This window comes from Planomonospora corallina (assembly GCF_042650625.1).
In the GTDB taxonomy this organism is placed as follows: domain Bacteria; phylum Actinomycetota; class Actinomycetes; order Streptosporangiales; family Streptosporangiaceae; genus Planomonospora_B; species Planomonospora_B corallina.
Genome location: NZ_JBHSBM010000040.1, coordinates 205,363 through 229,975 on the forward strand (window position 1 = coordinate 205,363; position 24,613 = coordinate 229,975).

Sequence of the window (24,613 nt, forward strand, 5' to 3'; positions counted from 1 at the left end):
GGTAATTGGACCCGAAGTTCAATTGCCACTGTGAACGATAGCGCCCGCGGCCTTCCCAGTAAGCTTCCGCCTATGACAAACGCACCGTCTTTCCGTGACGTCCTGGCCGAGCGCGTTATGGTCGCCGACGGGGCCATGGGGACGATGCTCCAGGCCCACGACGTCACGCTCGACGACTTCGAGGGGCACGAGGGCTGCAACGAGGTCCTCAACGTCACCCGCCCCGACATCGTCCGGGCCGTGCACGACGCCTACTTCGCCGTCGGCGTCGACTGCGTGGAGACCAACACCTTCGGCGCCAACCTCGCCGCGCTGGGCGAGTACGACATCGCCGACCGCGTCTTCGCCTACTCCGAGGCCGGCGCCCGCGTCGCCCGCGAGGCCGCCGACCACTGGTCCACCCCGGACCACCCCCGCTTCGTGCTCGGCTCCATCGGCCCGGGCACCAAGCTGCCCACCCTCGGGCACAAGCCGTACGGCGAGCTGCGCGACGCCTACTACGACAACGCCGCCGGGCTGATCTCCGGCGGGGCGGACGCGCTGATCATCGAGACCTGCCAGGACCTGCTCCAGGTCAAGGCCGCGGTGGTCGGGGCGAAGCGGGCCATCGCCGACGCCGGCCGGGACGTGCCGATCATCGCCCAGGTCACCATCGAGACCAACGGCGCGATGCTGCTCGGCTCGGAGATCGGCGCGGCGCTCACCGCGATCGAGCCGCTCGGCGTCGACGTCATCGGGCTCAACTGCGCCACCGGCCCCGCCGAGATGAGCGAGCACCTGCGCTACCTGGCCCGCCACTCGCGGGTCCGCCTGTCGTGCATGCCCAACGCCGGGCTGCCCGTGCTGACCTCCGACGGCGCCTACTACCCGCTCAGCGCGGACGAGCTGGCCGACGCGCACGACACCTTCACCCGCTCCTACGGCCTGTCGATCGTCGGCGGCTGCTGCGGCACCACGCCCGAGCACCTGCGCAAGGTCGTCGAGCGGGTCCGCGGCCGCGAGACCGCCGCCCGCCGCCCGCGCCCCGAGGCCGGCGCCTCCTCGCTCTACCAGCACGTGCCCTTCCGGCAGGACACCTCCTACCTGGCGATCGGCGAGCGGACCAACGCCAACGGCTCCAAGGCGTTCCGTGAGGCGATGCTCGCCGGCAACTGGGAGGAGTGCGTCGAGATCGCCCGGGCCCAGGCCCGCGACGGCGCGCACATGCTCGACCTGTGCGTCGACTACGTCGGCCGGGACGGCACGCAGGACATGCGGGAGCTGGCCTTCCGCTTCGCCACCGCCTCCACGCTCCCGATCATGATCGACTCCACCGAGCCCGCCGTGATCGAGGCCGGGCTGGAGGCGCTCGGCGGGCGCGCGATCGTCAACTCGGTCAACTACGAGGACGGCGACGGCCCGGACTCCCGCTTCACCCGGATCATGCGGCTGGTCCGCGAGCACGGCGCCGCCGTGGTCGCCCTGACCATCGACGAGGAGGGCCAGGCCCGCACCGCCGAGCACAAGGTGCGCATCGCGACCCGCCTCATCGAGGACCTGACGGGCAACTGGGGCATGCGGGTCGAGGACATCGTCGTCGACTGCCTGACCTTCCCGATCGCCACCGGACAGGAGGAGACCCGGCGCGACGGCCTGGAGACCGTCGAGGCCATCCGTGAGATCAAGCGGCGCTACCCGGGCGTGCAGACCACGCTGGGGCTGTCCAACATCTCCTTCGGCCTCAACCCGGCCGCCCGCGTGGTGCTCAACTCGGTCTTCCTCAACGAGTGCGTCAACGCCGGCTTGGACTCGGCGATCGCGCACGCCTCCAAGATCCTGCCGATGGCGCGCATCCCCGACGAGCAGCGCCAGGTCGCGCTCGACATGGTCTACGACCGGCGCCGCGAGGGCTACGACCCGCTGCAGCGCTTCATGGAGCTGTTCGAGGGCGTCGACAGCGCGGCCGGCGCCGCCTCCCGGGCCGAGGAGCTGGCCGCGCTCCCGCTCTGGGAGCGCCTCAAGCGGCGCATCATCGACGGCGAGAAGAAGGGCCTGGAGGCCGACCTGGACGAGGCGCTCGCCCAGCGCCCGGCCCTGGAGATCGTCAACGACGTGCTGCTGGACGGCATGAAGACCGTCGGAGACCTGTTCGGCTCCGGGCAGATGCAGCTGCCGTTCGTGCTCCAGTCGGCCGAGGTCATGAAGAGCGCCGTGGCCTACCTGGAGCCGCACATGGAGCGGGTCGAGGGCGAGACCAAGGGCCGCATCGTGCTGGCGACCGTCAAGGGCGACGTGCACGACATCGGCAAGAACCTCGTGGACATCATCCTGTCCAACAACGGCTACGAGGTCGTCAACCTCGGCATCAAGCAGCCGGTCTCGGCGATCCTGGAGGCCGCCGAGGACAGCAAGGCCGACGTCATCGGCATGTCCGGCCTGCTGGTGAAGTCCACGGTGGTGATGAAGGAGAACCTCGAGGAGATGAACTCCCGGGGCATCTCCGGCCGGTACCCCGTGCTGCTCGGCGGCGCCGCGCTCACCCGCGCCTACGTCGAGCAGGACCTCGCCGAGCTGTTCGAGGGCGAGGTCCGCTACGCCCGCGACGCCTTCGAGGGACTGCGCCTGATGGACGCCTTCATGGCGGTCAAGCGCGGGGAGGAGGGGGCGAGCCTGCCGCCGCTGCGCGAGCGCCGGGTCAGGACCGGCGCGACCCTCAGCCGCACCCCGGTCGAGGAACTGCCCGCCCGCTCCGACGTGGCCGCCGACAACCCGGTCCCCACGGCGCCGTTCCTCGGTGACCGCGTCGTCAAGGGCGTCCCGCTCGCCGACTACGCGGCGTTCGTCGACGAGCGGGCCCTGTTCATGGGCCAGTGGGGCCTCAAGCCCGCCCGGGGCGGGGAGGGCCCCTCCTACGAGGAGCTGGTGGAGACCGAGGGCAGGCCCCGGCTGCGGATGTGGCTGGAGCGGCTGCAGACCGAGAACCTCCTGGAGGCGGCGGTCGCCTACGGCTACTTCCCGTGCGTCAGCGACGGCGACGACCTGATCATCCTGGACGAGGCCGGGAGCGAGCGCACCCGGTTCACCTTCCCGCGCCAGCGCCGCGACCGGCACCTGTGCCTGTCCGACTTCTTCCGCTCGAAGGACTCCGGCGAGACCGACGTGGTCGCCTTCCAGATCGTCACGATGGGCAACCGGATCTCCGAGGCCACCGCGGAGATGTTCGCCAAGGACGCCTACCGCGACTATCTGGAGCTGCACGGCCTGTCGGTCCAGCTCACCGAGGCGCTCGCCGAGTACTGGCACGCCCGGGTCCGCGCGGAGATGGGGATCGGCGGCGACGAGTCGCTGGAGGACATGCTCAAGGTCAACATCACCGGCTGCCGCTACTCCTTCGGCTACCCTGCCTGCCCCAACCTGGAGGACCAGGTCCAGCTGACGGAGCTGCTCGACCCCACGCGGATCGGCGTGAAGCTCTCGGAGGAGTTCCAGCTCCACCCCGAGCAGTCGACGTCGGCGCTGGTCGTCCACCACCCAGAGGCCAAGTACTTCAACGTCTGAGCATTCGACGTCCGAGGGACGTCCGGGTACTCCGACGTCTGACACGAGAAGGGGCGCCAGGGGGCGTGGACGCGGTTCTCTTCGACATGGACGGGCTCCTCGTCGACAGCGAGAAGATCTGGTTCCAGGTCGAGACCGAGGTGATGGAACGGCTGGGCGGCCACTGGGGCCCCGCCGACCAGGAGCATCTGGTGGGCGGCTCCATGCCGTCCACCGTCGCCTACATGCTCCGGGTCTCCGGCTCGCAGGCCGACCCCGCCGACGTGGCGGCCTGGATGCTGGAGGGCATGGTCCGCCGGCTCGCCGGGGACGTGGAGATGATGCCGGGCGCCGCCGAGCTGCTGGCGGCCGTACGGCGGGCGGGCCTGCCCGCGGCCCTGGTGACCTCCTCGGCCCGGCCGATCGCACAGGCCTGCCTGGAGCGCATCGGCGGGCACCACTTCGACCACGTGGTGACCGGTGACGACGTGGCGCGGACCAAGCCGGACCCCGAGCCCTACCTGACGGCCGCCCGCGCGCTCGGCGCGGACCCGGCCCGCTGCGTCGCGCTGGAGGACTCCCCGAACGGGGTGACGGCGGCCACCGCCGCGGGCTGCCGGGTGGTGGCGGTGCCGAGCGTGCTGCCGATCCCGCACGCTCCCGGCCGTCTCGTCGTGTCCTCCCTGCGCGAGGTCGACCTGGCGGCGCTGCGGGCGCTGGCCGCCGGCCCCGCGGAGTAGGCCCGGCGGACGCCGCCCGCCCGCCGGGCCGCCCGCTCCCGGGATCCGCGGCTCCCGGGGTCCACGCGTCCCCTGAGAGCGCGCGCCTCCGACCCCTAGGGGACGATCCCTCCCTCCGAAGGAGGAACGGTCCCCGGTCCGAGTGCCAGGATGGGAAGCGGGTACACGAGACGCGAGGGGGCGATCCGCCATGACATACGAGCAGATTCCGTGGCTGGCCGTCTGCGCCGGGCTGACCGGCGTGGGGCTGGTGCTGAGCTTCCTGCTGCTGCGCCGCAGGGGGGCGGCGGCGGGCCTGCGGGCCCTGGCCTGGTCCCTGCTCCCGGTCGCCGCCTACCTGACCGGCGCGCTGCCGACGCTCTGGCAGATCGGCACGGCGGTCACCGGGTTCGTCACGGGCCTGGTGCTCAACCCGACGGTCTGGGCCGGGGTCGCGGTCGCCGGGGTCTCGGCGCTGCTCTTCGCGGTCTCGGGCTTCATGCGGGGACGCCGCCTGGCCGCGGCGCGGGCCGGCCGTACCGAGGCTCCTACGGCTCCCGCGGCTCCCGCGGTGCCGGCCCGGGGCGCTCCCGCGGTGCAGGCGGGCGCGCCCGCCGCGCCCACCCAGCCGCTGCCGACGCGCCCGTCGGGGCAGGGCCGGCCGGCGGGACAGCCGGAGGGGCGGCCGCCGGCGAAGCCCGCGGCCGACGACGACTTCTCGGACATCGAGGCGATCCTCAAGCGCCGGGGGATCGGCTGAGGCAGGAGGTTCGTCCGGGTAGTGTCACAGAATCGGGACAGAAGTAATACGTGCCTCAGACATTCTGATCATGATCAGAACGAATGAATTTCACGTGAATCACAGTTAAGCCACATAGCCCCCCAAAGTACTAGTCACCGCAGATCAGCCCATAGATTCTGCGGGGCGGGCCCACCAAAAGGGCCCGTAGACTTCAGGGCGCGACACCCCGGATCGGGGACACGCGTCCGTTGGACAACGTCGTCTGGGACCCAGGGGGCCACTGTATGACCGCACCGCTCGATGTCTCCGGCCAGGCCATGGAGGCCCAGCCGGAGGCCGTGGTCCAGGGAGCGGGGGGAAAGGCCATCGAGGGCCGTTCGCTCGGTCAGATCGCATGGGCGCGTCTGAAGCGCGACAAGGCCGCCATCGCGGGCGCCGTCGTCGTCGTTCTCCTCACGCTGATCGCGATCTTCGCCGAACGGCCGTTCGGCGGGCTCATCGCGCTCTTCGGCGACTCGCCGAACACGCCGAACAACGACCTCATCGACCCGATGACCAGCGCCCCGATCGGGGCCTGGGGCGGCATGAGCCTGGAGCACCCGTTCGGCCTGGAGCCGGTCAACGGCCGTGACATCTTCGCCCGCATCCTGTCCGGAGCGCAGATCTCGCTGCTGGTGGCCTTCCTGGCCACCGTGGTCTCGGTGGCGATCGGCTCGCTGCTCGGCGTCGTCGCCGGTTTCTTCGGCGGCTGGGTCGACATGATCATCAGCCGCCTGATGGACATCTTCCTGGCCTTCCCGCTGCTGCTGTTCGCGATCGCCATCGTCGGCGCCGTCCCGGACCAGGCGTTCGGCCTGAAGGGCAACGCCCTGCGCATCGCGGTGATCGTGTTCATCATCGGGTTCTTCAACTGGCCCTACATCGCGCGCATCGTCCGAGGGCAGACCCTCTCGCTGCGTGAGCGCGAGTTCGTGGACGCCGCGCGGTCGCTCGGCGCGAGCCGGAGCCACATCATCTTCCGGGAGATGTTCCCGAACCTGGTGGCGCCGATCCTGGTCTACGCCACGCTGCTCATCCCCACGAACATCCTCTTCGAGGCCGCGCTGTCGTTCCTCGGCGTGGGTGTGGCCGAGCCGCAGGCCTCCTGGGGAGGCATGCTCACCCGTGCGGTCGACTACTACCAGTCGGCTCCGCACTTCATGATCGTCCCGGGCCTCGCGATCTTCATCACCGTGATGGCCTTCAACCTCCTGGGCGACGGGCTTCGGGACGCCCTCGACCCGCGCGCGCGGTAGCGCGACCACGCTGCCGTTCCGCTATATCACCGTCACTCACGACAAGGGGTGGACAACCACGATGAGGAAGACCAATGCCCTGGCGCTGGCTGCGCTGGGTACGGCGCTGACCATGGGTCTGGCCGCCTGCGGCGGCTCGGCCGGCGGCGGGAACACCGGTTCCGGTGGCGGCGACACGGGCGCCGCCTCCGCGGCCAAGCACAACGACGCCTACACCAAGGTCGTCAACGCCTCCGACGCCAAGGGCGGCACCCTCAAGTTCGCCCTGACCGACGAGCCGGACTCGATGGACCCGGGCAACACGTACTACGCGTGGAACTGGAACTTCTCCCGCCTGTACGCCCGTCCGCTGATGACCTACTCCGCCAAGCCGGGCCAGGCCGGTCTCGAGCTGGTCCCGGACCTCGCCGAGGGCCCCGGCGTCGTGAGCGAGGACGGCCTCACCTGGACCTACAAGCTCAAGAAGGGCATCAAGTACGACGACGGCACCGAGGTCAAGGCCGCGGACGTCAAGTACGCCATCGCCCGGAGCAACTTCACCGACGAGCTCACCGACGGTCCGAAGTACTTCGCCCAGTACCTCGACGCCGAGGGCTACAAGGGTCCGTACAAGGACAAGGACCTCGACAACTTCAAGGCCATCGAGACGCCGGACGACCACACCGTCGTCTTCAAGCTCAAGCAGCCGTTCGCCGAGTTCGACTTCCTCGTCGCGAACCCGCAGTCGGCCCCGGTCCCGCAGGCCAAGGACACCGGTCTCGACTACGAGAAGACCGTCGCCTCGACCGGTCCCTACAAGATCGAGAACCACGAGGTCGGCAAGCAGTTCGTCCTCGTGAAGAACCCGAACTGGGACCAGGCCACCGACACCACCCGCAAGCAGCTGCCGGACCGCATCGAGGTGCAGTTCAAGCAGAACGCCGAGGACATCGACAACCGCCTGATGGCCGGCCAGATCCACGTCGACCTCGGCGGCACCGGTGTGCAGCCGGCCGCCCGCGCCAAGATCGTCGGCAGCCAGCAGCTGAAGGACTCCACGGACAACCCGTACACCCCCTTCAACCGCTACGCGATGATGTCGACCAAGGTTGCGCCGTTCGACAACATCGACTGCCGCAAGGCCGTGCAGTACGCCGTCGACAAGGTCGCCACCCAGGCGCCGTGGGGCGGCCCGCTCGGCGGTGACATCGCCACCACCGGGATGACCCCGACCACCGTCGGCTACAAGCAGTTCGACCTGTACCCGAACGGCGCCGACAAGAAGGGCGACCTGGCCAAGGCCAAGGAGCACCTGGCGGCGTGCGGCCAGCCGAACGGCTTCGAGACCAACATCGCGGTCCGCGGTGACCGGACCAAGGAGGTCCAGGTCGCCGAGGCCCTGCAGGCCTCGCTCGACCGGGTCGGCATCAAGGCCACGATCAAGAAGTACCCGTCGGGTGACTGGAGCGCGCAGTACGCCGGCAAGCCGGACTTCGTGCACCAGAACAAGCTCGGCCTCATGATCGCCGGTTGGGGCTCCGACTGGCCCTCGGGCTTCGGCTTCCTCTCGCAGATCGTCGACGGCCGCTTCATCAAGCCCGCCGGCAACTACAACATGATGGAGCTGAACGACCCGACGGTCAACGAGCTGCTCGACAAGGGCATCCAGACCACCGACCCCGCGGCCCGCAACGAGATCTGGGCCCAGGTCGACCAGAAGGTCATGGAGTCCGCCGCGTTCCTGCCGTTCGTGTACGAGAAGACTCTGATCTTCCGTCCGGCCAGCCTCACCAACGTGTACGTGCACCCGGCCTACGGCATGTACGACTACACGTGGCTCGGCGTCAAGCAGTAGTCCTCTCCAGCTAGCCAAAGGCAGGTGAAGGCCTGAAGGTGCCCGGGAGCGATCCTCCCGGGCACCCCGGCCGAACGATCGTGTTCGCTTTCATCGTCCGCCGCGTGATCGCCGCCATGCTGATGCTCGTCATCGTCAGCGTGGCCACGTTCGCGATCTTCTTCCTCATCCCGCGTGCCCTGGGACAGACCCCCGAGGGCATGGCCTCGCGTTACGTCGGCCGGGATGCCACCCCCGAGGCGATCCAGGGCGCCGTCAAGCGGCTCCACCTGGACGACCCGCTCATCGTGCAGTACGGGCGGTTCGCGCAGGGCATCGTCATGGGCCAGGACTACTCCCTCGGCCCGCGCAAGGCCGAGTGCCCGGCACCCTGCTTTGGCTTCTCGTTCAACAACAACCAGCCGGTCTGGCCGACCCTGCTCGACCGGCTCCCCGCGACCATCTCGCTCGCCATCGGCGCCTCGGTCATCTGGGTCGTCGGCGGCGTGAGCATCGGCGTCATCTCCGCGCTGAGACGCGGAACGGTGGTGGACAAGGCGGCCATGACGGTGGCGCTCGCCGGCGTCTCGCTGCCCATCTACTTCACCGGTCTGGTCTCGCTCGCCCTGTTCGCCTACACGCTCGGCATCTTCCCCGGCGGCGGCAGCTACACCCCGTTCACCGAGAACCCGGTGATGTGGTTCCAGTCGCTGGTGCTGCCCTGGGTCACGCTGGCGTTCCTGTACGCCGCGACCTACGCCCGGCTCACCCGGGCGGGCATGCTGGAGACCCTGGGCGAGGACTACATCCGCACCGCCCGGGCCAAGGGCCTCAAGGAGCGCACGGTGGTCACCAAGCACGCCCTGCGCGCCACGCTGACCCCCATCCTCACCATCTTCGGCCTCGACCTCGGCCTGCTGCTGGGCGGCGCGGTGCTCACCGAGAGCACCTTCTCCATCCCCGGCATCGGCAAGCTGGTCATCGACGCGATCCGCGGTAACGACCTGCCCGTCGTGCTGGGCGTGACCATGTTCGCGGCGTTCTTCATCGTGCTGGCCAACTTCATCGTGGACGTTCTGTACGCGGTGGTCGACCCGAGGGTGAGGCTGTCATGACGACTGCGCACACGTCCCAGGCGCCCGGCTCCTTCCTGGAGCTGCGCGACCTGCGCATCCACTTCCCGACCGAGGACGGCCTGGTCAAGTCCGTCGACGGCCTGTCGTTCAAGCTGGACCGGGGCAAGACCCTGGGCATCGTCGGCGAGTCCGGCTCCGGCAAGAGCGTGACCAGCCTCGGCATCCTGGGCCTGCACAAGGGCGGCCGGGCGAAGATCTCCGGCGAGATCTGGCTGGACGGCGAGGAGCTCGTCGGCGCGAGCCCCGACCACGTGCGCACGCTGCGCGGCAAGAAGATGGCGATGATCTTCCAGGATCCGCTCTCCTCGATGCACCCGTTCTACACGGTCGGCGACCAGATCATCGAGGCTTACCGGATCCACAACCCGGTCAGCAAGAAGGTCGCGCGCAAGCACGCGATCGACATGCTGGGCCGGGTGGGCATCCCGCAGCCCGACAGGCGCGTCGACAGCTACCCGCACGAGTTCTCCGGCGGCATGCGCCAGCGCGCCATGATCGCCATGGCGCTCTCGTGCGACCCCGAGCTGCTGATCGCCGACGAGCCGACCACGGCCCTCGACGTGACGGTCCAGGCGCAGATCCTCGACCTCATGCTGGACCTGCAGCGCGAGTTCAACTCCGCGCTGATCGTCATCACCCACGACCTCGGCGTGGTCGCCGAGCTGTCGGACGACATCCTGGTGATGTACGGCGGCAAGTGCATCGAGTACGGCACGGCCGAGGACATCTTCTACCGTCCCGAGCACCCCTACACGTGGGGTCTACTGGGATCGATGCCGCGGCTGGACCGCGAGCCCACCGAGCGGCTGATGCCGATCAAGGGCACCCCGCCCTCGCTGATCAACGTGCCGTCCGGGTGCGCCTTCAACCCCCGGTGCCCGTACTCCGAGCGCACCGCCGGCAAGGCCACCACCGTGGTGCCCGAGCTCGCCGAGTCCGACGGCGGTCATCTGGTCCGCTGCCACATGCCCGTGGCCGAGCGGCGGGCCATCTGGGAGAACGAGATCAAGCCGATGATGGAGAGCGCGTGACTGTCGACGACAAGGGCGCGGTGCTGACCGACCCCGAGGCGCTGCTGTCCGTCCAGGGCCTGAAGAAGCACTTCCCGGTGACCAAGGGCCTGCTCAAGAAGCAGGTCGGCGCGGTCAGGGCGGTCGACGGGATCAGCTTCGACGTGCGCAAGGGCGAGACGCTCGGCCTGGTGGGCGAGTCCGGCTGCGGCAAGAGCACCACCGGCCGGCTGATCACCCGGCTGATGGACCCGACCGAGGGGCGGATCCTCTTCGAGGGCAACGACATCACCCACATGTCGCAGTCGAGGATCCGGCCGCTCCGCCGCGACCTCCAGATGATCTTCCAGGACCCGTACTCCTCGCTGAACCCGCGCCACACGGTCGGCGCGATCGTCGGCGCGCCCTTCCGCATCCAGGGCGTGCGGACCGAGCAGGGCACGAAGAAGGCGGTCCAGGAGCTCCTGGAGCTGGTCGGGCTCAACCCCGAGCACTACAACCGCTACCCGCACGAGTTCTCCGGCGGCCAGCGCCAGCGCATCGGCATCGCCCGCACGCTCGCGCTCAAGCCCAAGCTGATCATCGCCGACGAGCCGGTCTCCGCCCTGGACGTGTCCATCCAGGCCCAGGTGGTCAACCTCCTGGAGGACCTGCAGAACGAGCTCGACCTGACCTACGTCATCGTCGCGCACGACCTGTCGGTCATCCGGCACATCAGCGACCGCGTCGCCGTCATGTACCTCGGCAAGATCGTCGAGCTGGCGGACCGGAAGGGCCTGTACGAGTCGCCCATGCACCCGTACACCAACGCCCTGATGTCCGCGGTGCCGATCCCGGACCCGGCCCGGCGCAAGGACCGCGAGCGCATCCGCCTGCAGGGCGACGTGCCCAGCCCGCTCAACCCGCCGCCCGCCTGCCGCTTCCACACCCGGTGCTGGAAGGCGCAGGTGATCTGCAAGACCGAGGAGCCGCCGCTGGTGGAGCTGGCCCCCGGTCACCAGGTGGCCTGCCACTTCCCGGAGAACGCCGACAAGGTGACGGGCGCGCCCGCCGCGAAGCTCGCGCAGAACACGCGGGACGGGGGCGGCCTGCTGCACCCGAAGGGCACGGCCGGCGGCACGGCCGGCTGACGCCCCGCGGCCCGGCGGACGCCCGCCGGGGCACGGCTCACACGGGCCGTGCCCCGGCGGGCGTTCCCCTTCCCGGCCGGTCCCGCCCCGGCCGGTCGGCTCCCGCGTCCGGAGCCCTCCCGTACGGAGCCGCGCCGCGACCCGCAGCGGAGAGCTCCATCAGGTCCGGGCCCGGACGGGGCGGAGGGTTTCCACGCCCGGAACCCGGATGAAACGTCCCGCCGGTCACTTGACCGCCGACTGTCACATTTCCGCCACAGCCTCTCGCCCGGGGGTGGTCAGCCGCCCGGTTCCCATGGATTCTGCGATCACTGGGAAGTCCGCGCGCGGCCGTGAACCGGCCGCGCGGCGGCGACGAGGCGGCGATGAGGTGCAGCATGCGACGAGGCGGTATGCCCCTGCGCAGGACGGCGGCGATGATCGCGGGCTCCGCCCTGGTCATGTCGGCCGCGGCCTGCGGCGGAGACGATCCGGGACCGGAGGGCGGCGGGACGGAGACGGCGAAGGGCTCGACCCTCATCTTCGCCTCCTCGGCCGACCCGGCCATCCTCGACCCGGCCTTCCACAGCGACGGCGAGTCGTCCCGGGTGACCAACCAGATCTTCGAGACGCTCGTGGCCACCGAGCAGGGCGGCACCGGGGTCGCGCCCGGCCTCGCCGAGAGCTGGAAGGTCAGCGAGGACGCCAGGACCTACACCTTCACGCTCCGCAAGGGCGTGAAGTTCCACGACGGTGAGCCGCTGAACGCCGCGGCCGTCTGCGCCAACTTCGAGCGCTGGTACAACTTCACCGGCCTGGCGCAGTCGGACTCCGTCTCCTACTACTGGGTGACGGTCTTCCGCGGGTTCGCGAAGAACGAGTCCGACACCCTCGGCAAGAGCCTGTACGGCGGGTGCGAGGCCGATGGCGAGAGCACGGTCGTGCTCAAGCTCACCGAGCCGTCCGCCGTCGTGCTCTCGGCGCTGACGCTCTCGTCGTTCGGCATCGCCAGCCCCAAGGCGCTGAAGGAGCACAAGGCCGACGAGGTGAGCGGGACCGCCGAGTCGCCGCAGTTCACCGGGACCTTCGGCACCCAGCACCCGATCGGCACCGGGCCGTTCAAGTTCGCGAGCTGGACCCGCGGTGACAAGCTGGAGCTGGTCCGCAACGACGACTACTGGGGCGAGAAGGCCAAGCTCGAAAAGATCATCTTCCGGCCGATCGAGAAGGCCGCCGACCGGGCGCAGGCGCTGCGCGCCGGCTCGGTCCACGCCTTCGACTACGCCGACCCCGCCGACCTGGAGTCGTTGAAGAGCTCCGGGGCGCAGGTGCTGGAGCGCGCGCCGTTCAACATGGGCTACCTCGGCTTCAGCCAGAAGACCGAGATCATGAAGAACCAGAAGATCCGCCAGGCGATCGCGCACGCGATCAACCGCGAGAACGTGGTGAAGACCAAGTACGGCGCCGGAGCCAAGGTCGCCCACGCGTTCATGCCGGACAGCCTGTGGAGCTACAGCGAGGACTTCACCAAGTACGGCTACGACACGGCCAGGGCCAAGCAGCTCATCGCCGAGTCCGGCGTGGCGGACCCGACCCTGGAGTTCTGCTATCCCAGCGGCGTCAGCCGCGCCTACATGGTCGACCCGGCCGGCAACTTCCAGCTGATGAAGGCCGACCTCGAGGCCGCCGGCTTCAAGGTCGTCCCGAAGACCTCGCCCTGGAGCCCCGACTACCTCAACACCACCCAGGCCGGTGACTGCCCGCTCTTCCTGCTCGGCTGGAACGGCGACTTCGGCGACCCCGACAACTTCCTCGGCACGTTCTTCCAGTCCTACTCCAGCCAGTGGTCGTTCCGGAACGAGGAGATCTTCACGGTGCTGGGCGACGCCGAGAAGGAGCCCGACCAGGCTGCGCGGGAGGAGCTGTACAAGAAGGCGAACGCGCTGATCGCCGACTTCGTGCCCGGCGTGCCGTACGCGCAGAGCCCCTCGTTCTCGGCCGCGGCCGCGAACGTGACCGGTTGGGTGCCGAGCCCGGTGCTCAACGACACCTTCGCCACGATCGAGCTGAAGTAGCGCGATGGCGGCGTTCGTCGCCAGGAGGCTGCTCCTGCTCGTCCCGATCCTGCTGGGCCTGTCCGTCCTGCTGTTCCTGTGGGTGCGGGCCCTGCCGGGCGGGCCCGTGGAGGCCCTGCTGGGCGAGCGGGCCACGCCCGAGGCCGTGGCCCGCGTCCGCAGGCTGTACGGTCTCGACCGGCCCTGGTACGAGCAGTACCTCGGCTGGATCGGCGGCGTGTTCGGCGGTGACCTGGGCGTCTCCAGCAGGACCCAGCGCCCGGTCGCCGAGGAGCTGATGAGGACCTTCCCCGCCACGGTGGAACTCGCCCTGACCGCGCTGGTCTTCGCGGTCGGGGCGGGCGTCCCGCTCGGCTACCTCGCCGCCCGCCGCCACGGCACCTGGCTCGACCACCTCACCGTCACCGGCTCGCTGTTCGGCATCACCGTCCCGGTCTTCTTCCTCGGCTACATGCTCAAGTTCGCCTTCGCAGAGAAGCTGGGCCTGCTCCCCACCGACGGGCGGCAGGACCCGCTGATCGACGCCGAGCACCCGACCGGGTTCTACGTGCTGGACGGCCTGCTGACGCAGAACATGGAGGCGTTCGGGGACGCGCTGGCCCACCTGGTCCTGCCCGGGATCGCGCTCGGCACCATCCCGCTGGCGATCGTGGTGCGCATCACCCGGGCCTCGGTGCTGGACGTGCTCCACGAGGACTACGTGCGCACCGCGGAGGCCAAGGGCCTGGCGCCTGCGACGATCCGCGGCCGGCACGTCCTGCGCAACGCCCTGCTCCCCGTCGTCACGGTCATCGGCCTGCAGGCCGGGCTGCTGCTCGGCGGCGCGGTGCTGACCGAGACCGTCTTCGCCTTCCCCGGCTTCGGCAAGTTCGTCGCCGACTCGATCACCGCCAGGGACTACGCGGTGCTGCAGGGCTTCATCCTGTTCACCGCCGTGGTCTTCGTCCTGGTCAACCTGCTGGTGGACGTCGCCTACGGGCTCATCGACCCGCGGGTGAGGGCCGCGTGAGCCGCCCGCCCGGTCCGGAAGGGAGCAGCCGATGAGCCTGGCCCAGGTGGAGGGCGCCGCGGTGGAGGAGGCGACCGGCGGCCTCGGCAGGGACGCCTGGCGGCGGCTCCGCCGCGACCCCGTCGCGATCGCGGGCTTCGTGCTGGTCGTCGCGTTCGTCGCGGTCGCCCTGCTCGCCCCCTGGCTCGCGCCGTACCCGCCGGACAAGCCGGTCGGGCAGGTCACCCCCACCTCCATCCCCGGCCCCTCCGCCGAGCACTGGTTCGGCCTGGACGACCTGGGCCGCGACGAGTTCAGCCGGGTGCTGTGGGGGGCCCGCTGGTCCCTGGTCATCGGGGTGGTCTCGCTCCTGCTCGGCCTGGCCGGCGGGACGCTGATCGGCCTGCTCGCCGGGGCCTTCGGCGGCTGGGTGGACACCGCGGTGATGCGCCTGGTCGACATGATGCTCTCCATCCCCGGCCTGCTGTTCGCCATCGGCGTCGCCGCCATGCTCGGCGCGGGACTGGATGCGGTGATGATCGCCATCGCGGTGGTGAACGTGCCGATCTTCGCCCGGCTGCTCCGCGGCCAGATGCTGGCCCAGAGCCGCTCCGACTACGTGCTGGCGGCCACGGCGGTGGGGGTGCGGCGCCGGCGGATCGTGCTCGGCCACGTCCTGCCCAACTCGCTGACCCCGGTCATCGTGCAGGGCACCCTCACCCTGGCCACCGCCATCGTCGAGGCGGCCGGCCTGGCCTTCCTCGGCCTGTCCGGCAACGACCCGAGCATCCCCGAGTGGGGCCGGATGCTCGCCGACACCCAGCGCTACCTGGCCAGCGCACCGCTGCTGGCGGTCTTCCCCGGCCTGGCCATCGTCTTCGCGGCGCTCGGCTTCACCCTGCTGGGCGAGTCGCTGCGCGAGGCCCTCGACCCCAAGTACCGGAGGTGACGTGTGAGCCTGCTCGAGGTCGAGGACCTGACCGTGGTCTTCCGGCGGCGCGGCCGCCCCGACGTGCGCGCCGTGGACGGTGTCGGCTTCACCGTCGCCCCCGGCGAGACCGTCGGCCTGGTGGGCGAGTCGGGCTGCGGCAAGTCCGCCACGGCCATGGCCGTCATGGGGCTGCTGCCCAGGCGCGGGGTGCGGGTGGGCGGGAGCGTCGTCTTCGACGGCGCCCGGCTGCTCACCCTGCCCGCCGACAAGATGCGCACCCTGCGCGGCCGCGACCTGGCCGTCGTCTTCCAGGACCCGATGACCTCGCTCAACCCCGTGGTGCCCGTCGGCACCCAGGTGGCCGAGGTGCTGGTGCGCCACCGCGGCCTGGCCCGGGGCGAGGCGCGCGAGGAGGCGGCCGACCTGCTGCGCCGGGTCGGGATCCCGGACCCGGCCCGGCGGCTGAAGGAGTACCCCCACCAGCTCTCCGGCGGCATGCGCCAGCGCGCGCTCATCGCCGCCGCGCTGGCCTGCCGGCCCCGGCTGCTCATCGCCGACGAGCCCACCACCGCCCTGGACGTCACCATCCAGGCGCAGATCCTGGAACTGCTCCGGACGCTGGTGGCCGAGTCGGGCACCGCGCTCATCCTCATCACCCACGACCTGGGGGTGGTCGCCGGGATGTGCGACACCGTGCACGTCATGTACGCCGGGCGCATCGTGGAGCGGGCGCACCGCCACGACCTGTTCGCCCGCCCCCGCCATCCCTACACCGGCGGGCTGCTCGCCTCGGTGCCCCGCCTCGACCGGCCGCGCGGCACCCGGCTGCGGCCCGTCCAGGGCTCGCCCCGCGACACCGTGCCCTGGACGGAGGGCTGCGCGTTCGCCCCCCGCTGCCCGAACCGGACCGGCGCGTGCACCGAGGGGACCCCCGAACTGCTGGGCGTGCCGCACGCACTGCGCTGCTTCAACCCACTGGAGGCGGAGGTGGTCCCGCGATGAGTCCCGCTCCCGCGGCAGGCGGTTCCCCCGCGCAGGACCCGGCGGGCGCTCCCCCCGCCCAGGGGCCCGCGGGGACGGGCGCTCTCCGGACCGCGGCGGATCCGGACGGCGGCGCCGCGGACGCCCGGCCGCTGCTGTCCGTGCGCGGCCTCCAGGTCCACTTCCCGATCCGCTCCGGCGTCCTCCGGCAGCGGGTCGCCGGCGTGGTGCGCGCCGTCGACGGCGTCGACCTCGAGGTACGGCGCGGCATGACCTACGGCCTGGTGGGGGAGTCGGGCTGCGGCAAGAGCACCCTCGGCAAGGCCGTGCTCCGCCTGGTGGAGCCCACGGCGGGCACCGTGGCGTTCGACGGCGTCGACGTCGCCACGCTGGGCCGCGAGCCGCTGCGCCGGCTCCGGCGGCGCATGCAGATGGTCTTCCAGGACCCGCTCGCCAGCCTCGACCCCCGGCAGAGCGTGGAGTCGGTGCTCGCCGAGCCGCTGCACGCGCACGGTTTCACCGGGAACCGGCCCGCCCGGGTACGCGAGCTGCTCGACCTGGTGGGCCTCCCTTCGGGGGCGGCGGGCCGCTACCCGCACGAGTTCTCCGGAGGCCAGCGCCAGCGCGTCGGCATCGCCCGGGCGATCGCCCTGAACCCCGACCTGATCGTCGCCGACGAGCCGGTCTCCGCCCTGGACGTGTCCATCCAGGCGCAGATCGTCAACCTCCTGCAGGACCTGCAGGAGCAACTCGGCCTCACCTACGTCGTCATCGCGCACGACCTGGCGGTCGTCCGCCACGTCAGCGACGTCATCGGAGTGATGTACCTCGGCACGCTGGTGGAGGAGGCGCCCTCCGACGACCTGTACGCCGAACCGCTGCACCCCTACACGGTCGCGCTGATGTCGGCCATCCCGATCCCCGACCCCGAGGTGGAGGAGCGCCGCAGGCGGATCCTGCTCGCCGGGGACCTGCCGTCCCCGGTGGACGTCCCGCAGGGCTGCCGTTTCCGCACCCGGTGCTGGAAGGCGCAGCGGATCTGCGAGACGCGGGAACCGCCACTGGAGGAGACCGTCCCCGGGCACCGGGTGGCCTGCCATTTCCCTGAGTTCCCTGAGTTCCCTGAGTCCTCTGGGGACATCCCGGCCTTCGGCGGGGACCGGGAACGGCGCCCCGGCGGCCGCTGAGTCAGGCCACCGGACGGAAGCGGTCCGTTCCGGACCCGTCGGCTCCGGCCGCGACCAGTTCCAGGAAGGCGTCGACGATGACCGGGTCCAGGTGGGTCCGGCCGCAGCGCCGCAGCTCCTCGGCGGCCTGCCGGACCGGCCACACCGGACGGCCGCCGACGCCGGTGCGCATCATCGCCCAGGCCAGGCAGACGCCCTGGACGTGCAGGCGGGAGGCCGGTCCGTTCCCGTCCGCGCCCATGGCGCCGGTCAGGGCCGCCGCCCAGCGGGCGACCTGCTCCTGCGTCCCGGCGTCCGTCCCGGGGGCGGGCTCCGCGGCGGGGTCGCATGCGGGCCCGGGTCCGCGTACGGGCCCGGGCTCGGCTGCCCCGGTGTCCGGCGGCGGGACCTCGGCGGGGCCCAGCACGACCCGGTCGCGGCCCGCGCGCTTGGCCTCGTACAGGGCCGCGTCCGCGGCCTGGAAGAGCTCCTCCACCGTCCGCACGTGCAGGGGCACGGCCGCGCCGCCCACGGAGACGGTGACGGGCACGGCGACGGATCCGCCGACGGTCACGGGTCCGGCCGCCACCGCGGCGCGGATGCGTTCGGCGAGCGCCGCCAAGCCGTCCGCGGTGGTCCGCGGGACCAGGACCGCGAACTCCTCACCGCCGAAGCGGGCGACGAGGTCCTCCGCGCGGCAGGCCGCCCGGATGCGCCGGGCCGTCTCGGTGAGGACCTCGTCCCCGGCCGGGTGCCCGTAGGTGTCGTTGACCCGTTTGAAGTGGTCCACGTCGATGACCAGGAGCCCCGCGGCGGTGCCGCGGCGGACCGCCCGGGCGGCCTCGTGCCGGATCCGCTGTTGCAGGGATCGGCGGGTGCTCAGCCCGGTGAGCGCGTCGGTCATGGCCAGCCGGCGCTGGGCGGCCACCAGCCCCGACATGCGGACGAGCACCAGCAGGAACAGGGTGGCCGAGGCGGCGGCCAGTACGAGCAGGTCCAGGTCGCCCTGCCGGCCGTACTGCAGCACCAGGACGGCGGGGGCCATGAGGGTCGCGCCCGACATCAGGACGAACCTGGTGCGGCCGAGCTCCGGCGGTCCCTGCTCCACCCGTTCGTCCAGCCGCGTCATCGACGGGTGCAGGGCGGAGGCGCCGAGCAGCAGGTAGCTCGTCAGCCAGCCGAGGTCCAGCCAGCCGCCGGGGATGTACTCGCCGGTCAGGGACTGCAGGCCGTACCCGGTGTCGGCCAGCAGGACCAGGCCGAGGACGGCGGACAGCAGGTGGTAGGACCGGTTCCGCACGCCTCCGCCGAACACCAGGCGCACCGCCACGGTCAGTACGAGCAGGTCCATCACCGGGAAGGCCACCGAGGCGAACCGGTCGGCCGGGGAGATGCCCGGGGTGGTCATCGTGGGGCCGATCAGGAACACCCAGTACAGCAGGGTGGCGCCGACCGTGACGACCGAGGCGTCGATCATGGCGGGGCCGTCGCCCCCGGGCGTGCGCCGTCTGATGAACAGCACCAGGGCCAGTCCCAGGATGGGGTACTGCAGCAGGTAGAGGACGTTGGACAGGGCCGGGTAGGCGGTGTCGCCGCGGAGCGCGGTGATCACGTAGTAGGAGGCGTCGGCGACGGTGAACATCACCTGGCTCGCCGCCACCAGCCACCAGGGGAGGGCGGAGGGGGGTCTGTGCACGCGGACGCCGGCCCCGACGGCCACCGCGGACCCGCCGCTGATCAGGCAGTACACCGCCGCCTGCCATCCGCCGGGCGCGCCGAGCGCCGGCAGCGCGTAGTGCAGGCCGATCAGCGCGGCCCCGAGGAGGAGCCAGCCGGCCCACAGCGGCGGCCTGCGCCGGGGCGGTGCCTGCGGCGGAGCGGCCCCGGGCGCGGCCGAGGAGGAGATGGTGTGGTTCATACTTCTCGTCCAGAAGACGTCACGGCCGTCACGCGACCGCCGGAGCACCCGTTACGGCAGGGAGGTCCTCCAAGGGAACCCGCCGACGCGGGCGTCCCGGGTGCGGAACGGGTGCGCCGCGCCCCGCGCTCAGCCCAGGGCCGACATGACCGGGGCGAAGAACCGGCTCCGGTCGCCCGGGAGCGGCCCGCCCCCGAGGACCATGTCCGAGGTCCGCATCCCGGCGGCCACCCCGCGGGCCTCCAGCCACGCCGCCAGCTCCGGGCGGTCGTCGGCGACCTCCAGCCGGACCGGCCCGTCCGTCCGGGCCGCGAGGTCGGCGACCAGAGCCCGGGCGGCGGAGAGGTCCGCCGCGACCACCGGACCGATCACCGTGTTGGTCGCGTTGCGCCACCTGCCCCCGTAGCCGGTGATCCCGCGGCCGTCGTCGATCACCCGGATCTCCTCGGCGAAGTCCAGGTACCTGCCCAGCAGGGCGGAGCGGTCGGCGCCCACGACCTCCGCGTCCAGGTCCGCGAGCGCCTTCAGGTCCTCGCGCGCGGCCGGGCGCGAGGCGCCGGAGGGCGCGCCGGAGAAGACGCCCACGTGCATGGCCGCCCCGTTCGTCGTACGGAAGCCGAGCCGCTCGTACACCGGACGGCCCATCGCGGTCGCGTTCAGGAAGACCGTGGCGTCCCCCGCCCGCTCCACCAGGTGCCCGACCAGGCGGCCGCCCAGTCCCCGGCGCCCGGCCCGCTCGGCCACCAGCACCATGCTGACCGCCGCGGTGCGCGTGCCGTACCGGGTCAGGACGGCCGTCGCCACCAGCCGGCCGTCCGGGCCGGCGATCCCGTGGCCCTCGCCGACCTCCAGCAGGAAGCGCCACTTGCGCTCCTCGCGCCCCCACCCCCGGCTCTCCGCCAGCTCCAGGCACGCGTCCAGATCGTCCGTGGTCAGTTCTCGGATCATCACGTGACGATCATCCGTTCCGGTGCCGCGCCGCGTCCGATCGTTTCCGGCTATGTCCATAGGCGATGGCTATCGTTGCAGGATGAGCATCACCCTGCCCGCCGTACGGGCGTTCGTGGAAGTCGCCAGGGCCGGTTCCTTCCGTGCGGCGGCCACCGCCCTCGGCGTCAGCCAGCCGACCGTGAGCGCCGCCGTCAAACGCCTGGAGGAGGCGGCGGGGGAGCGGCTGCTGGTGCGCGACCGCGACGGCGTGCACCCGACCGGGCAGGGCGTGCGGGTGCTGGCTCACGCGGCGAGCCTGGTCAGCGCCGCCGACGAGCTGGAGGCGGAGCTGGCCGGGCGCCCGCGGGAGCTCACCGTGGGCTTCATGGGCGAGGCGGCGGGCGCGCTCACCGCAGGACTCCTCGACGAGGTGCGCCGCGTCTCCGGCCGCCAGGTACGGCTGCGCCGCTTCGACTTCGACGACCCGTCCTGCGGGCTGCTGACCGGGGTCAGCGACCTGGCCGTGGTGTGGCCGCCGCTGACCACCGGCGACGTGCTGGAGGTCAGGCCGCTCGGCACCGACCGGCGAGCCGTCGCGGTGCCGGTCGGCGACCCGCTGGCCCGGCGGGAGGAGGTGGGCCCGGCCGACCTGGCGGGACGGGTCTGGGTGGTGCCGCGCAGCCCGGACGAGATCTGGCGGGCCTTCCGGCACCCCGCCTCCATCGGGGTCGCCGACGTCGCCGGCGAGGTGGACTCCGGCGCGATCGAGGAGACGCTGGAGCTCGTCGCGGCGGGCCGGGGGATCGCCCTGCTCTCGGAGAGCACCGACGAGCACTACGCCCGGGCCGGGGTGGCCTTCGTCCCGCTCCCCACCGACCAGCGGTGCGCCACCGCCGTCGCCTGGCGGCGCGGCGACACCCGCCCGGTGCTGGCCCGCCTGGTCGCGGAGCTGTGAGGAACCCGTGCCCGGGCGGCGTGCCCGGACAACGGCGTGCCCGGACAACGGTGTGCCCCGGCGGCGGCGTGCCCGGGCGTGCGCGGCCCGCCGCGCGGGGCGCCCGGAACGCCGGCGTGCTCCCGGGGCCGTCCGGGGGACCCGTCTCAAGCCGTCTCAGGGAATGGCGCCCGGCGTGATCAAGCCCGTCTCGTAGGCCAGGACCACGGCCTGGACGCGGTCGCGCAGGCCCAGCTTGGTGAGCACGTTCCCGACGTGGGTCTTGACCGTCGTCTCGCTCACCACCAGCTCGGCGGCGATCTCCGCGTTGGACATGCCGCGCGCGATCAGCCGCAGCACCTCCAGCTCCCGCTCGGTGAGCCGGTCCAGCCGGGCCGGGGCGGACTGCGGCCGGGCCGAGGGCAGGCGGGAGCCGAACTTGTCCAGCAGCCGCCGGGTGACGCTCGGCGCGACGATGGCGTCCCCCGCGGCGACCACTCGGATGGCCTGCACGAGGTCGTCCGGTGGGACGTCCTTCAGCAGGAAGCCGCTGGCACCGGCGCGGAGCGCCTCCACGATGTACTCGTCCAGGTCGAAGGTGGTCAGTACCAGCACCCGCGGCACGTGCGCGCCGCCGGGCGACTCGCGGACGATCCTGCGGGTCGCCTCGATGCCGTCCACACCCGGCATCCGGATGTCCATCAGCACCACGTCGGGCAGGAGCGCCCGCGCCTGCTCCTGGGCGACCTTGCCGTCGCCCGCCTCGCCGACCACGGTGATGTCCGGCTCGGCCTCCAGGATGAGGCGGAAACCGGTGCGGAGGAGCGGCTGGTCGTCCACCAGCAGCACTCTGATCGTCATCACACGTCCTTGAGGGGGAACCGGGCCGTCACCTCGAATCCGCCCCCGGGACGCGGGCCGATCCGCAGGACTCCACCATAGAGGGCGACGCGCTCGCGGATGCCGACCAGCCCGTGGCCGACCCGCTCCTGACCGGGGCCGGCCGCCGGGCCCCGCCCGTCGTCCTCGACCCGGACGGTCAGCTCGCCGGGGCCGCGCCGTACGGTGACCCACGCGCGGGCTCCCTCGCCGGCGTGCCGCAGGCAGTTGGTGAGCGCCTCCTGGACCAGCCGGTAGACGGCCAGGTCCACCCCCGGCGGGAGCGGCGCGATCCCGTCCGGGCCGCCGCCCGGCTCTCCATCGGCGGACGCGTCACCGGCCCCGCCACCGGTCGCGTCACCGGTCGCGTCACCGGCCGCGCCGCCGGCCGCGCCGACGGCCCCGCCACCGGTCGCGGCGCCGACTCCGGCGGCCCCGTCCGGGCCGCCGGTCCGGACGGGACCCTCGATCCGCAGCCGCGTGCGCAGGCCCGCCTCGCACATCTGCTCGACCAGGGCGGGGACCGAGCCCAGGCCCGGCCGCGGCTCCCGCTCGGCGGGGGCCCCCTCGGTCCGCAGCGCGCCCACGATGCCGCGCATCTCCGCCATCGCGGCCCGGCCGGTCTCCTCGATGGCGGACAGCGCCTCGCGGACCCCGTCGGGGTTGCTCCCCAGCACCCGCCGTGCCGCCGCGGCCTGGACGGTCATCACGCTCACGTGGTGGGCGACCACGTCGTGCAGTTCGCGGGCGATGCGGGAGCGCTCCTCCGCCCGGGCCGCCCGGGTGTCGGCCGCCCGGGCGAGCTCGGTGCGGGCCACCCGGTCGCGCAGCTCCGCCAGGTAGGCGCGGCGCAGCCGCAGGCTCCGGCCCACCAGCCAGCACGTCAGCGTCAGGACGACCGTGAGCAGGTGGGCGGGCCAGTCACCGGGGTCGCTCCGCAGTGCCGCGGAGGCGAGGCGGCCGGCCAGGGCCACCGCCAGCGCGCAGAGGCTGACCGCCAGCCCGCGCCGGGCGGCGATCGTGTGGACGAGCCAGAGCACGACGAGCCAGAGCGGCGAACCGGCGTCGGCGGCCAGCAGGGCCGGCGCCAGGTCGGCGGCGATGACCAGCCAGAGCGTCAGGAACGGGCGGGAGCGGTGCAGCGCCGTGGCCAGGCAGCCGAGCACCGCCGGGAGCAGGCCGGCGCCGTCCGGCACCTGTGTCCAGGCAGGGACGGGCAGGGTGAGCCGGGCGCAGGCGACCGCAGCGACGGCCAGCAACGCCGCGACGGCCGCGTCCACGACCCGGGGACGTTCGTGGAGCCGGGGCCGCGGGCTGCCCGGGGTGGTACTCACACCACAAATCTAGGGGGCCGGTCCCGGCCGCCACCCTGCTGAAGAGTGAGATCCGCCTCATCCCCCCGGAGGACCCCGCGCGGCGGCACCACCGTGCGACGGCCCCGCCCAGGCCCTGCCGGAGTCTCCGCCGGGCTCGGGCAGGAACCCGGGCGGGGCCTGGGCTGGACCGGACCGCGGGCGTCGGATCTCGTCGGTGGCGGGCCGGACCGCGGGCGTCAGATCTCGTCGGTGGCGGGCCGGACCGCGGGCGTCAGATCTCGTCGGTGGCGGGCCGGACCGCGCGGCGGGTGCTGCGCACGGTGTCGCCCGGCTGCCGCGCGGGCAGGGGCGGAGGGGTGCCGCCGAACTCGGGGCAGAACTCCTTGTAGTTGCACCAGTCGCACAGCCGGCTGGTGCGGGCGACCCACTCCCCGCTGTCCAGCGCCCGCTCGATGGCCGCCCACAGGGCCTGGACCTTGCGCTCGGTGGCCCGCAGGTCGGCCTCGTCGGGGGCGTAGCGGAGGATCTCGCCGCCACCCCCGAGGTACATCAGCTGGAGCAGCCGGGGCACCGAGCCGTGCAGCCGCCACAGCACCAGCGCGTAGAACTTCATCTGGAACAGCGCCTTGCCCTCGAAGGCGGGCCCCGGCGCGCTCCCGGTCTTGTAGTCGACCACGCGGACCTCACCGGTGGGCGCGACGTCCAGCCGGTCGACGTAGCCCCGCAGGACCAGGCCGTTGTCGAGCACCGCCTCGACGTACAGCTCCCGCTCGGCGGGCTCCAGCCGGCTGGGGTCCTCCAGGGTGAAGTAGCGCCGCAGCAGGGCGCGGGCCTCCTCCAGCCACCGGGCCTGCTCCTGCTCGCCGGCGAACATGCCGGCGTAGGCCGGCTCCTGCTCCAGCAGCCGGCTCCACGCCGGCTCCAGCAGGTCCAGGGCGGCGTCGACGGTGCGCGCCGGGGCGGGCAGGTCGTAGAGGCGCTCCAGCACCGAGTGGACCACCGTGCCGCGCACGGCGGCGGGCGACGGGGGCTCCGGCAGCTGGTCGATCACCCGGAACCGGTAGAGCAGCGGGCACGTCATGAAGTCACCGGCGCGGGACGGCGACAGCGCTCCGATGATCGTGGGCTCGGTCAGCGACATGTCCGCACTGTAGG

At 72.3% G+C, this 24,613-nt stretch carries 19 protein-coding genes; 14 read left to right on the plus strand and 5 right to left on the minus strand.

Features of this window, described 5'->3' with window-relative positions; translation table 11 throughout:
• Window positions 1-72 precede the first annotated feature (72 nt).
• The 13 genes from metH (at window position 73) to ACFOWE_RS27845 (ending at window position 17,502) form a co-directional block, all read left to right on the plus strand.
• A complete protein-coding gene (gene metH, locus ACFOWE_RS27785) occupies window positions 73-3,537 on the plus strand; it encodes a methionine synthase (protein ID WP_377292919.1) in 3,465 nt (1,154 codons plus the stop codon).
• A 65-nt stretch (window positions 3,538-3,602) separates the two neighbouring features.
• Window positions 3,603-4,256 (plus strand): HAD family hydrolase, encoded by a 654-nt coding sequence (locus ACFOWE_RS27790; protein ID WP_377292921.1) that lies wholly within the window; start codon window positions 3,603-3,605, stop codon window positions 4,254-4,256.
• 190 nt (window positions 4,257-4,446) lie between these two features.
• The gene (locus ACFOWE_RS27795) at window positions 4,447-4,995 is read left to right on the plus strand and encodes a cellulose synthase (RefSeq protein ID WP_377292923.1); all 549 of its coding nucleotides are present in this window, start codon (window positions 4,447-4,449) and stop codon (window positions 4,993-4,995) included.
• Between the two features lie 266 nt (window positions 4,996-5,261).
• A complete protein-coding gene (locus ACFOWE_RS27800) occupies window positions 5,262-6,272 on the plus strand; it encodes an ABC transporter permease (protein WP_377292925.1) in 1,011 nt (336 codons plus the stop codon).
• Between the two features lie 61 nt (window positions 6,273-6,333).
• Window positions 6,334-8,106 carry an ABC transporter substrate-binding protein gene (locus tag ACFOWE_RS27805; RefSeq protein ID WP_377292927.1) on the plus strand — a complete coding sequence of 591 codons (1,773 nt, stop codon included), beginning with the start codon at window positions 6,334-6,336 and terminating at the stop codon, window positions 8,104-8,106.
• Between the two features lie 80 nt (window positions 8,107-8,186).
• Complete coding sequence (locus tag ACFOWE_RS27810; protein ID WP_377292929.1) at window positions 8,187-9,200, plus strand: ABC transporter permease; 1,014 nt, start codon at window positions 8,187-8,189, stop codon at window positions 9,198-9,200.
• A complete protein-coding gene (locus tag ACFOWE_RS27815; protein ID WP_377292931.1) occupies window positions 9,197-10,252 on the plus strand; it encodes an ABC transporter ATP-binding protein in 1,056 nt (351 codons plus the stop codon). The genes ACFOWE_RS27810 and ACFOWE_RS27815 overlap by 4 nt, the downstream gene beginning before the upstream one ends.
• The gene (locus tag ACFOWE_RS27820; RefSeq protein WP_377292933.1) at window positions 10,249-11,361 is read left to right on the plus strand and encodes an ABC transporter ATP-binding protein; all 1,113 of its coding nucleotides are present in this window, start codon (window positions 10,249-10,251) and stop codon (window positions 11,359-11,361) included. Before ACFOWE_RS27815 ends, ACFOWE_RS27820 begins: the two co-directional genes overlap by 4 nt.
• 377 nt (window positions 11,362-11,738) lie before the next feature.
• Complete coding sequence (locus ACFOWE_RS27825; RefSeq protein ID WP_377292935.1) at window positions 11,739-13,415, plus strand: ABC transporter substrate-binding protein; 1,677 nt, start codon at window positions 11,739-11,741, stop codon at window positions 13,413-13,415.
• A gap of 4 nt (window positions 13,416-13,419) precedes the next feature.
• On the plus strand, window positions 13,420-14,424 hold the full coding sequence (locus tag ACFOWE_RS27830; protein ID WP_377292937.1) for an ABC transporter permease: 1,005 nt from the start codon (window positions 13,420-13,422) through the stop codon (window positions 14,422-14,424).
• Between the two features lie 31 nt (window positions 14,425-14,455).
• A complete protein-coding gene (locus ACFOWE_RS27835; RefSeq protein WP_377292939.1) occupies window positions 14,456-15,352 on the plus strand; it encodes an ABC transporter permease in 897 nt (298 codons plus the stop codon).
• A gap of 3 nt (window positions 15,353-15,355) precedes the next feature.
• A complete protein-coding gene (locus ACFOWE_RS27840; RefSeq protein ID WP_377292941.1) occupies window positions 15,356-16,336 on the plus strand; it encodes an ABC transporter ATP-binding protein in 981 nt (326 codons plus the stop codon).
• Window positions 16,333-17,502 (plus strand): ABC transporter ATP-binding protein, encoded by a 1,170-nt coding sequence (locus ACFOWE_RS27845; RefSeq protein ID WP_377292943.1) that lies wholly within the window; start codon window positions 16,333-16,335, stop codon window positions 17,500-17,502. The genes ACFOWE_RS27840 and ACFOWE_RS27845 overlap by 4 nt, the downstream gene beginning before the upstream one ends.
• Window position 17,503: 1 nt before the next feature.
• On the opposite strand, the gene ACFOWE_RS27850 is transcribed toward ACFOWE_RS27845, so the two are convergent.
• Both ACFOWE_RS27850 and ACFOWE_RS27855 read right to left on the minus strand, forming a co-directional pair.
• A complete protein-coding gene (locus tag ACFOWE_RS27850) occupies window positions 17,504-19,399 on the minus strand; it encodes a GGDEF domain-containing protein (protein ID WP_377292945.1) in 1,896 nt (631 codons plus the stop codon).
• A gap of 129 nt (window positions 19,400-19,528) precedes the next feature.
• A complete protein-coding gene (locus ACFOWE_RS27855; RefSeq protein ID WP_377292947.1) occupies window positions 19,529-20,347 on the minus strand; it encodes a GNAT family N-acetyltransferase in 819 nt (272 codons plus the stop codon).
• An 82-nt stretch (window positions 20,348-20,429) separates the two neighbouring features.
• On the opposite strand from ACFOWE_RS27855, the gene ACFOWE_RS27860 reads away from it, so the two are divergent.
• Window positions 20,430-21,284, plus strand: a complete 855-nt coding sequence (locus ACFOWE_RS27860; protein WP_377292949.1) for a LysR family transcriptional regulator — start codon at window positions 20,430-20,432, stop codon at window positions 21,282-21,284.
• A gap of 156 nt (window positions 21,285-21,440) precedes the next feature.
• Here the strand turns inward: ACFOWE_RS27860 and ACFOWE_RS27865 are convergent, their stop codons facing one another.
• The 3 genes from ACFOWE_RS27865 to ACFOWE_RS27875 form a co-directional block, all read right to left on the minus strand.
• Complete coding sequence (locus ACFOWE_RS27865; RefSeq protein ID WP_377292951.1) at window positions 21,441-22,124, minus strand: response regulator; 684 nt, start codon at window positions 22,122-22,124, stop codon at window positions 21,441-21,443.
• Window positions 22,124-23,476, minus strand: coding sequence for a sensor histidine kinase (locus tag ACFOWE_RS27870; RefSeq protein ID WP_377292953.1), 1,353 nt, complete (start codon window positions 23,474-23,476; stop codon window positions 22,124-22,126). The genes ACFOWE_RS27865 and ACFOWE_RS27870 overlap by 1 nt, the downstream gene beginning before the upstream one ends.
• Window positions 23,477-23,729: 253 nt before the next feature.
• A complete protein-coding gene (locus ACFOWE_RS27875) occupies window positions 23,730-24,599 on the minus strand; it encodes a RecB family exonuclease (protein WP_377292955.1) in 870 nt (289 codons plus the stop codon).
• Window positions 24,600-24,613: the final 14 nt, after the last annotated feature.

What these genes read in the sequence shown, in the direction of transcription:
- ACFOWE_RS27855 (WP_377292947.1), bottom strand. Translation starts at nt 20,347, where the DNA reads ATGATCCGAGAACTGACCACGGACGATCTGGACGCGTGCCTGGAGCTG.
- ACFOWE_RS27860 (WP_377292949.1), top strand. Translation starts at nt 20,430, where the DNA reads ATGAGCATCACCCTGCCCGCCGTACGGGCGTTCGTGGAAGTCGCCAGG.
- ACFOWE_RS27865 (WP_377292951.1), bottom strand. Translation starts at nt 22,124, where the DNA reads ATGACGATCAGAGTGCTGCTGGTGGACGACCAGCCGCTCCTCCGCACC.
- ACFOWE_RS27845 (WP_377292943.1), top strand. Translation starts at nt 16,333, where the DNA reads ATGAGTCCCGCTCCCGCGGCAGGCGGTTCCCCCGCGCAGGACCCGGCG.
- ACFOWE_RS27830 (WP_377292937.1), top strand. Translation starts at nt 13,420, where the DNA reads ATGGCGGCGTTCGTCGCCAGGAGGCTGCTCCTGCTCGTCCCGATCCTG.
- ACFOWE_RS27815 (WP_377292931.1), top strand. Translation starts at nt 9,197, where the DNA reads ATGACGACTGCGCACACGTCCCAGGCGCCCGGCTCCTTCCTGGAGCTG.
- ACFOWE_RS27795 (WP_377292923.1), top strand. Translation starts at nt 4,447, where the DNA reads ATGACATACGAGCAGATTCCGTGGCTGGCCGTCTGCGCCGGGCTGACC.
- ACFOWE_RS27805 (WP_377292927.1), top strand. Translation starts at nt 6,334, where the DNA reads ATGAGGAAGACCAATGCCCTGGCGCTGGCTGCGCTGGGTACGGCGCTG.
- ACFOWE_RS27875 (WP_377292955.1), bottom strand. Translation starts at nt 24,599, where the DNA reads ATGTCGCTGACCGAGCCCACGATCATCGGAGCGCTGTCGCCGTCCCGC.
- ACFOWE_RS27800 (WP_377292925.1), top strand. Translation starts at nt 5,262, where the DNA reads ATGACCGCACCGCTCGATGTCTCCGGCCAGGCCATGGAGGCCCAGCCG.
- ACFOWE_RS27850 (WP_377292945.1), bottom strand. Translation starts at nt 19,399, where the DNA reads ATGAACCACACCATCTCCTCCTCGGCCGCGCCCGGGGCCGCTCCGCCG.
- ACFOWE_RS27835 (WP_377292939.1), top strand. Translation starts at nt 14,456, where the DNA reads ATGAGCCTGGCCCAGGTGGAGGGCGCCGCGGTGGAGGAGGCGACCGGC.
- metH (WP_377292919.1), top strand. Translation starts at nt 73, where the DNA reads ATGACAAACGCACCGTCTTTCCGTGACGTCCTGGCCGAGCGCGTTATG.
- ACFOWE_RS27825 (WP_377292935.1), top strand. Translation starts at nt 11,739, where the DNA reads ATGCGACGAGGCGGTATGCCCCTGCGCAGGACGGCGGCGATGATCGCG.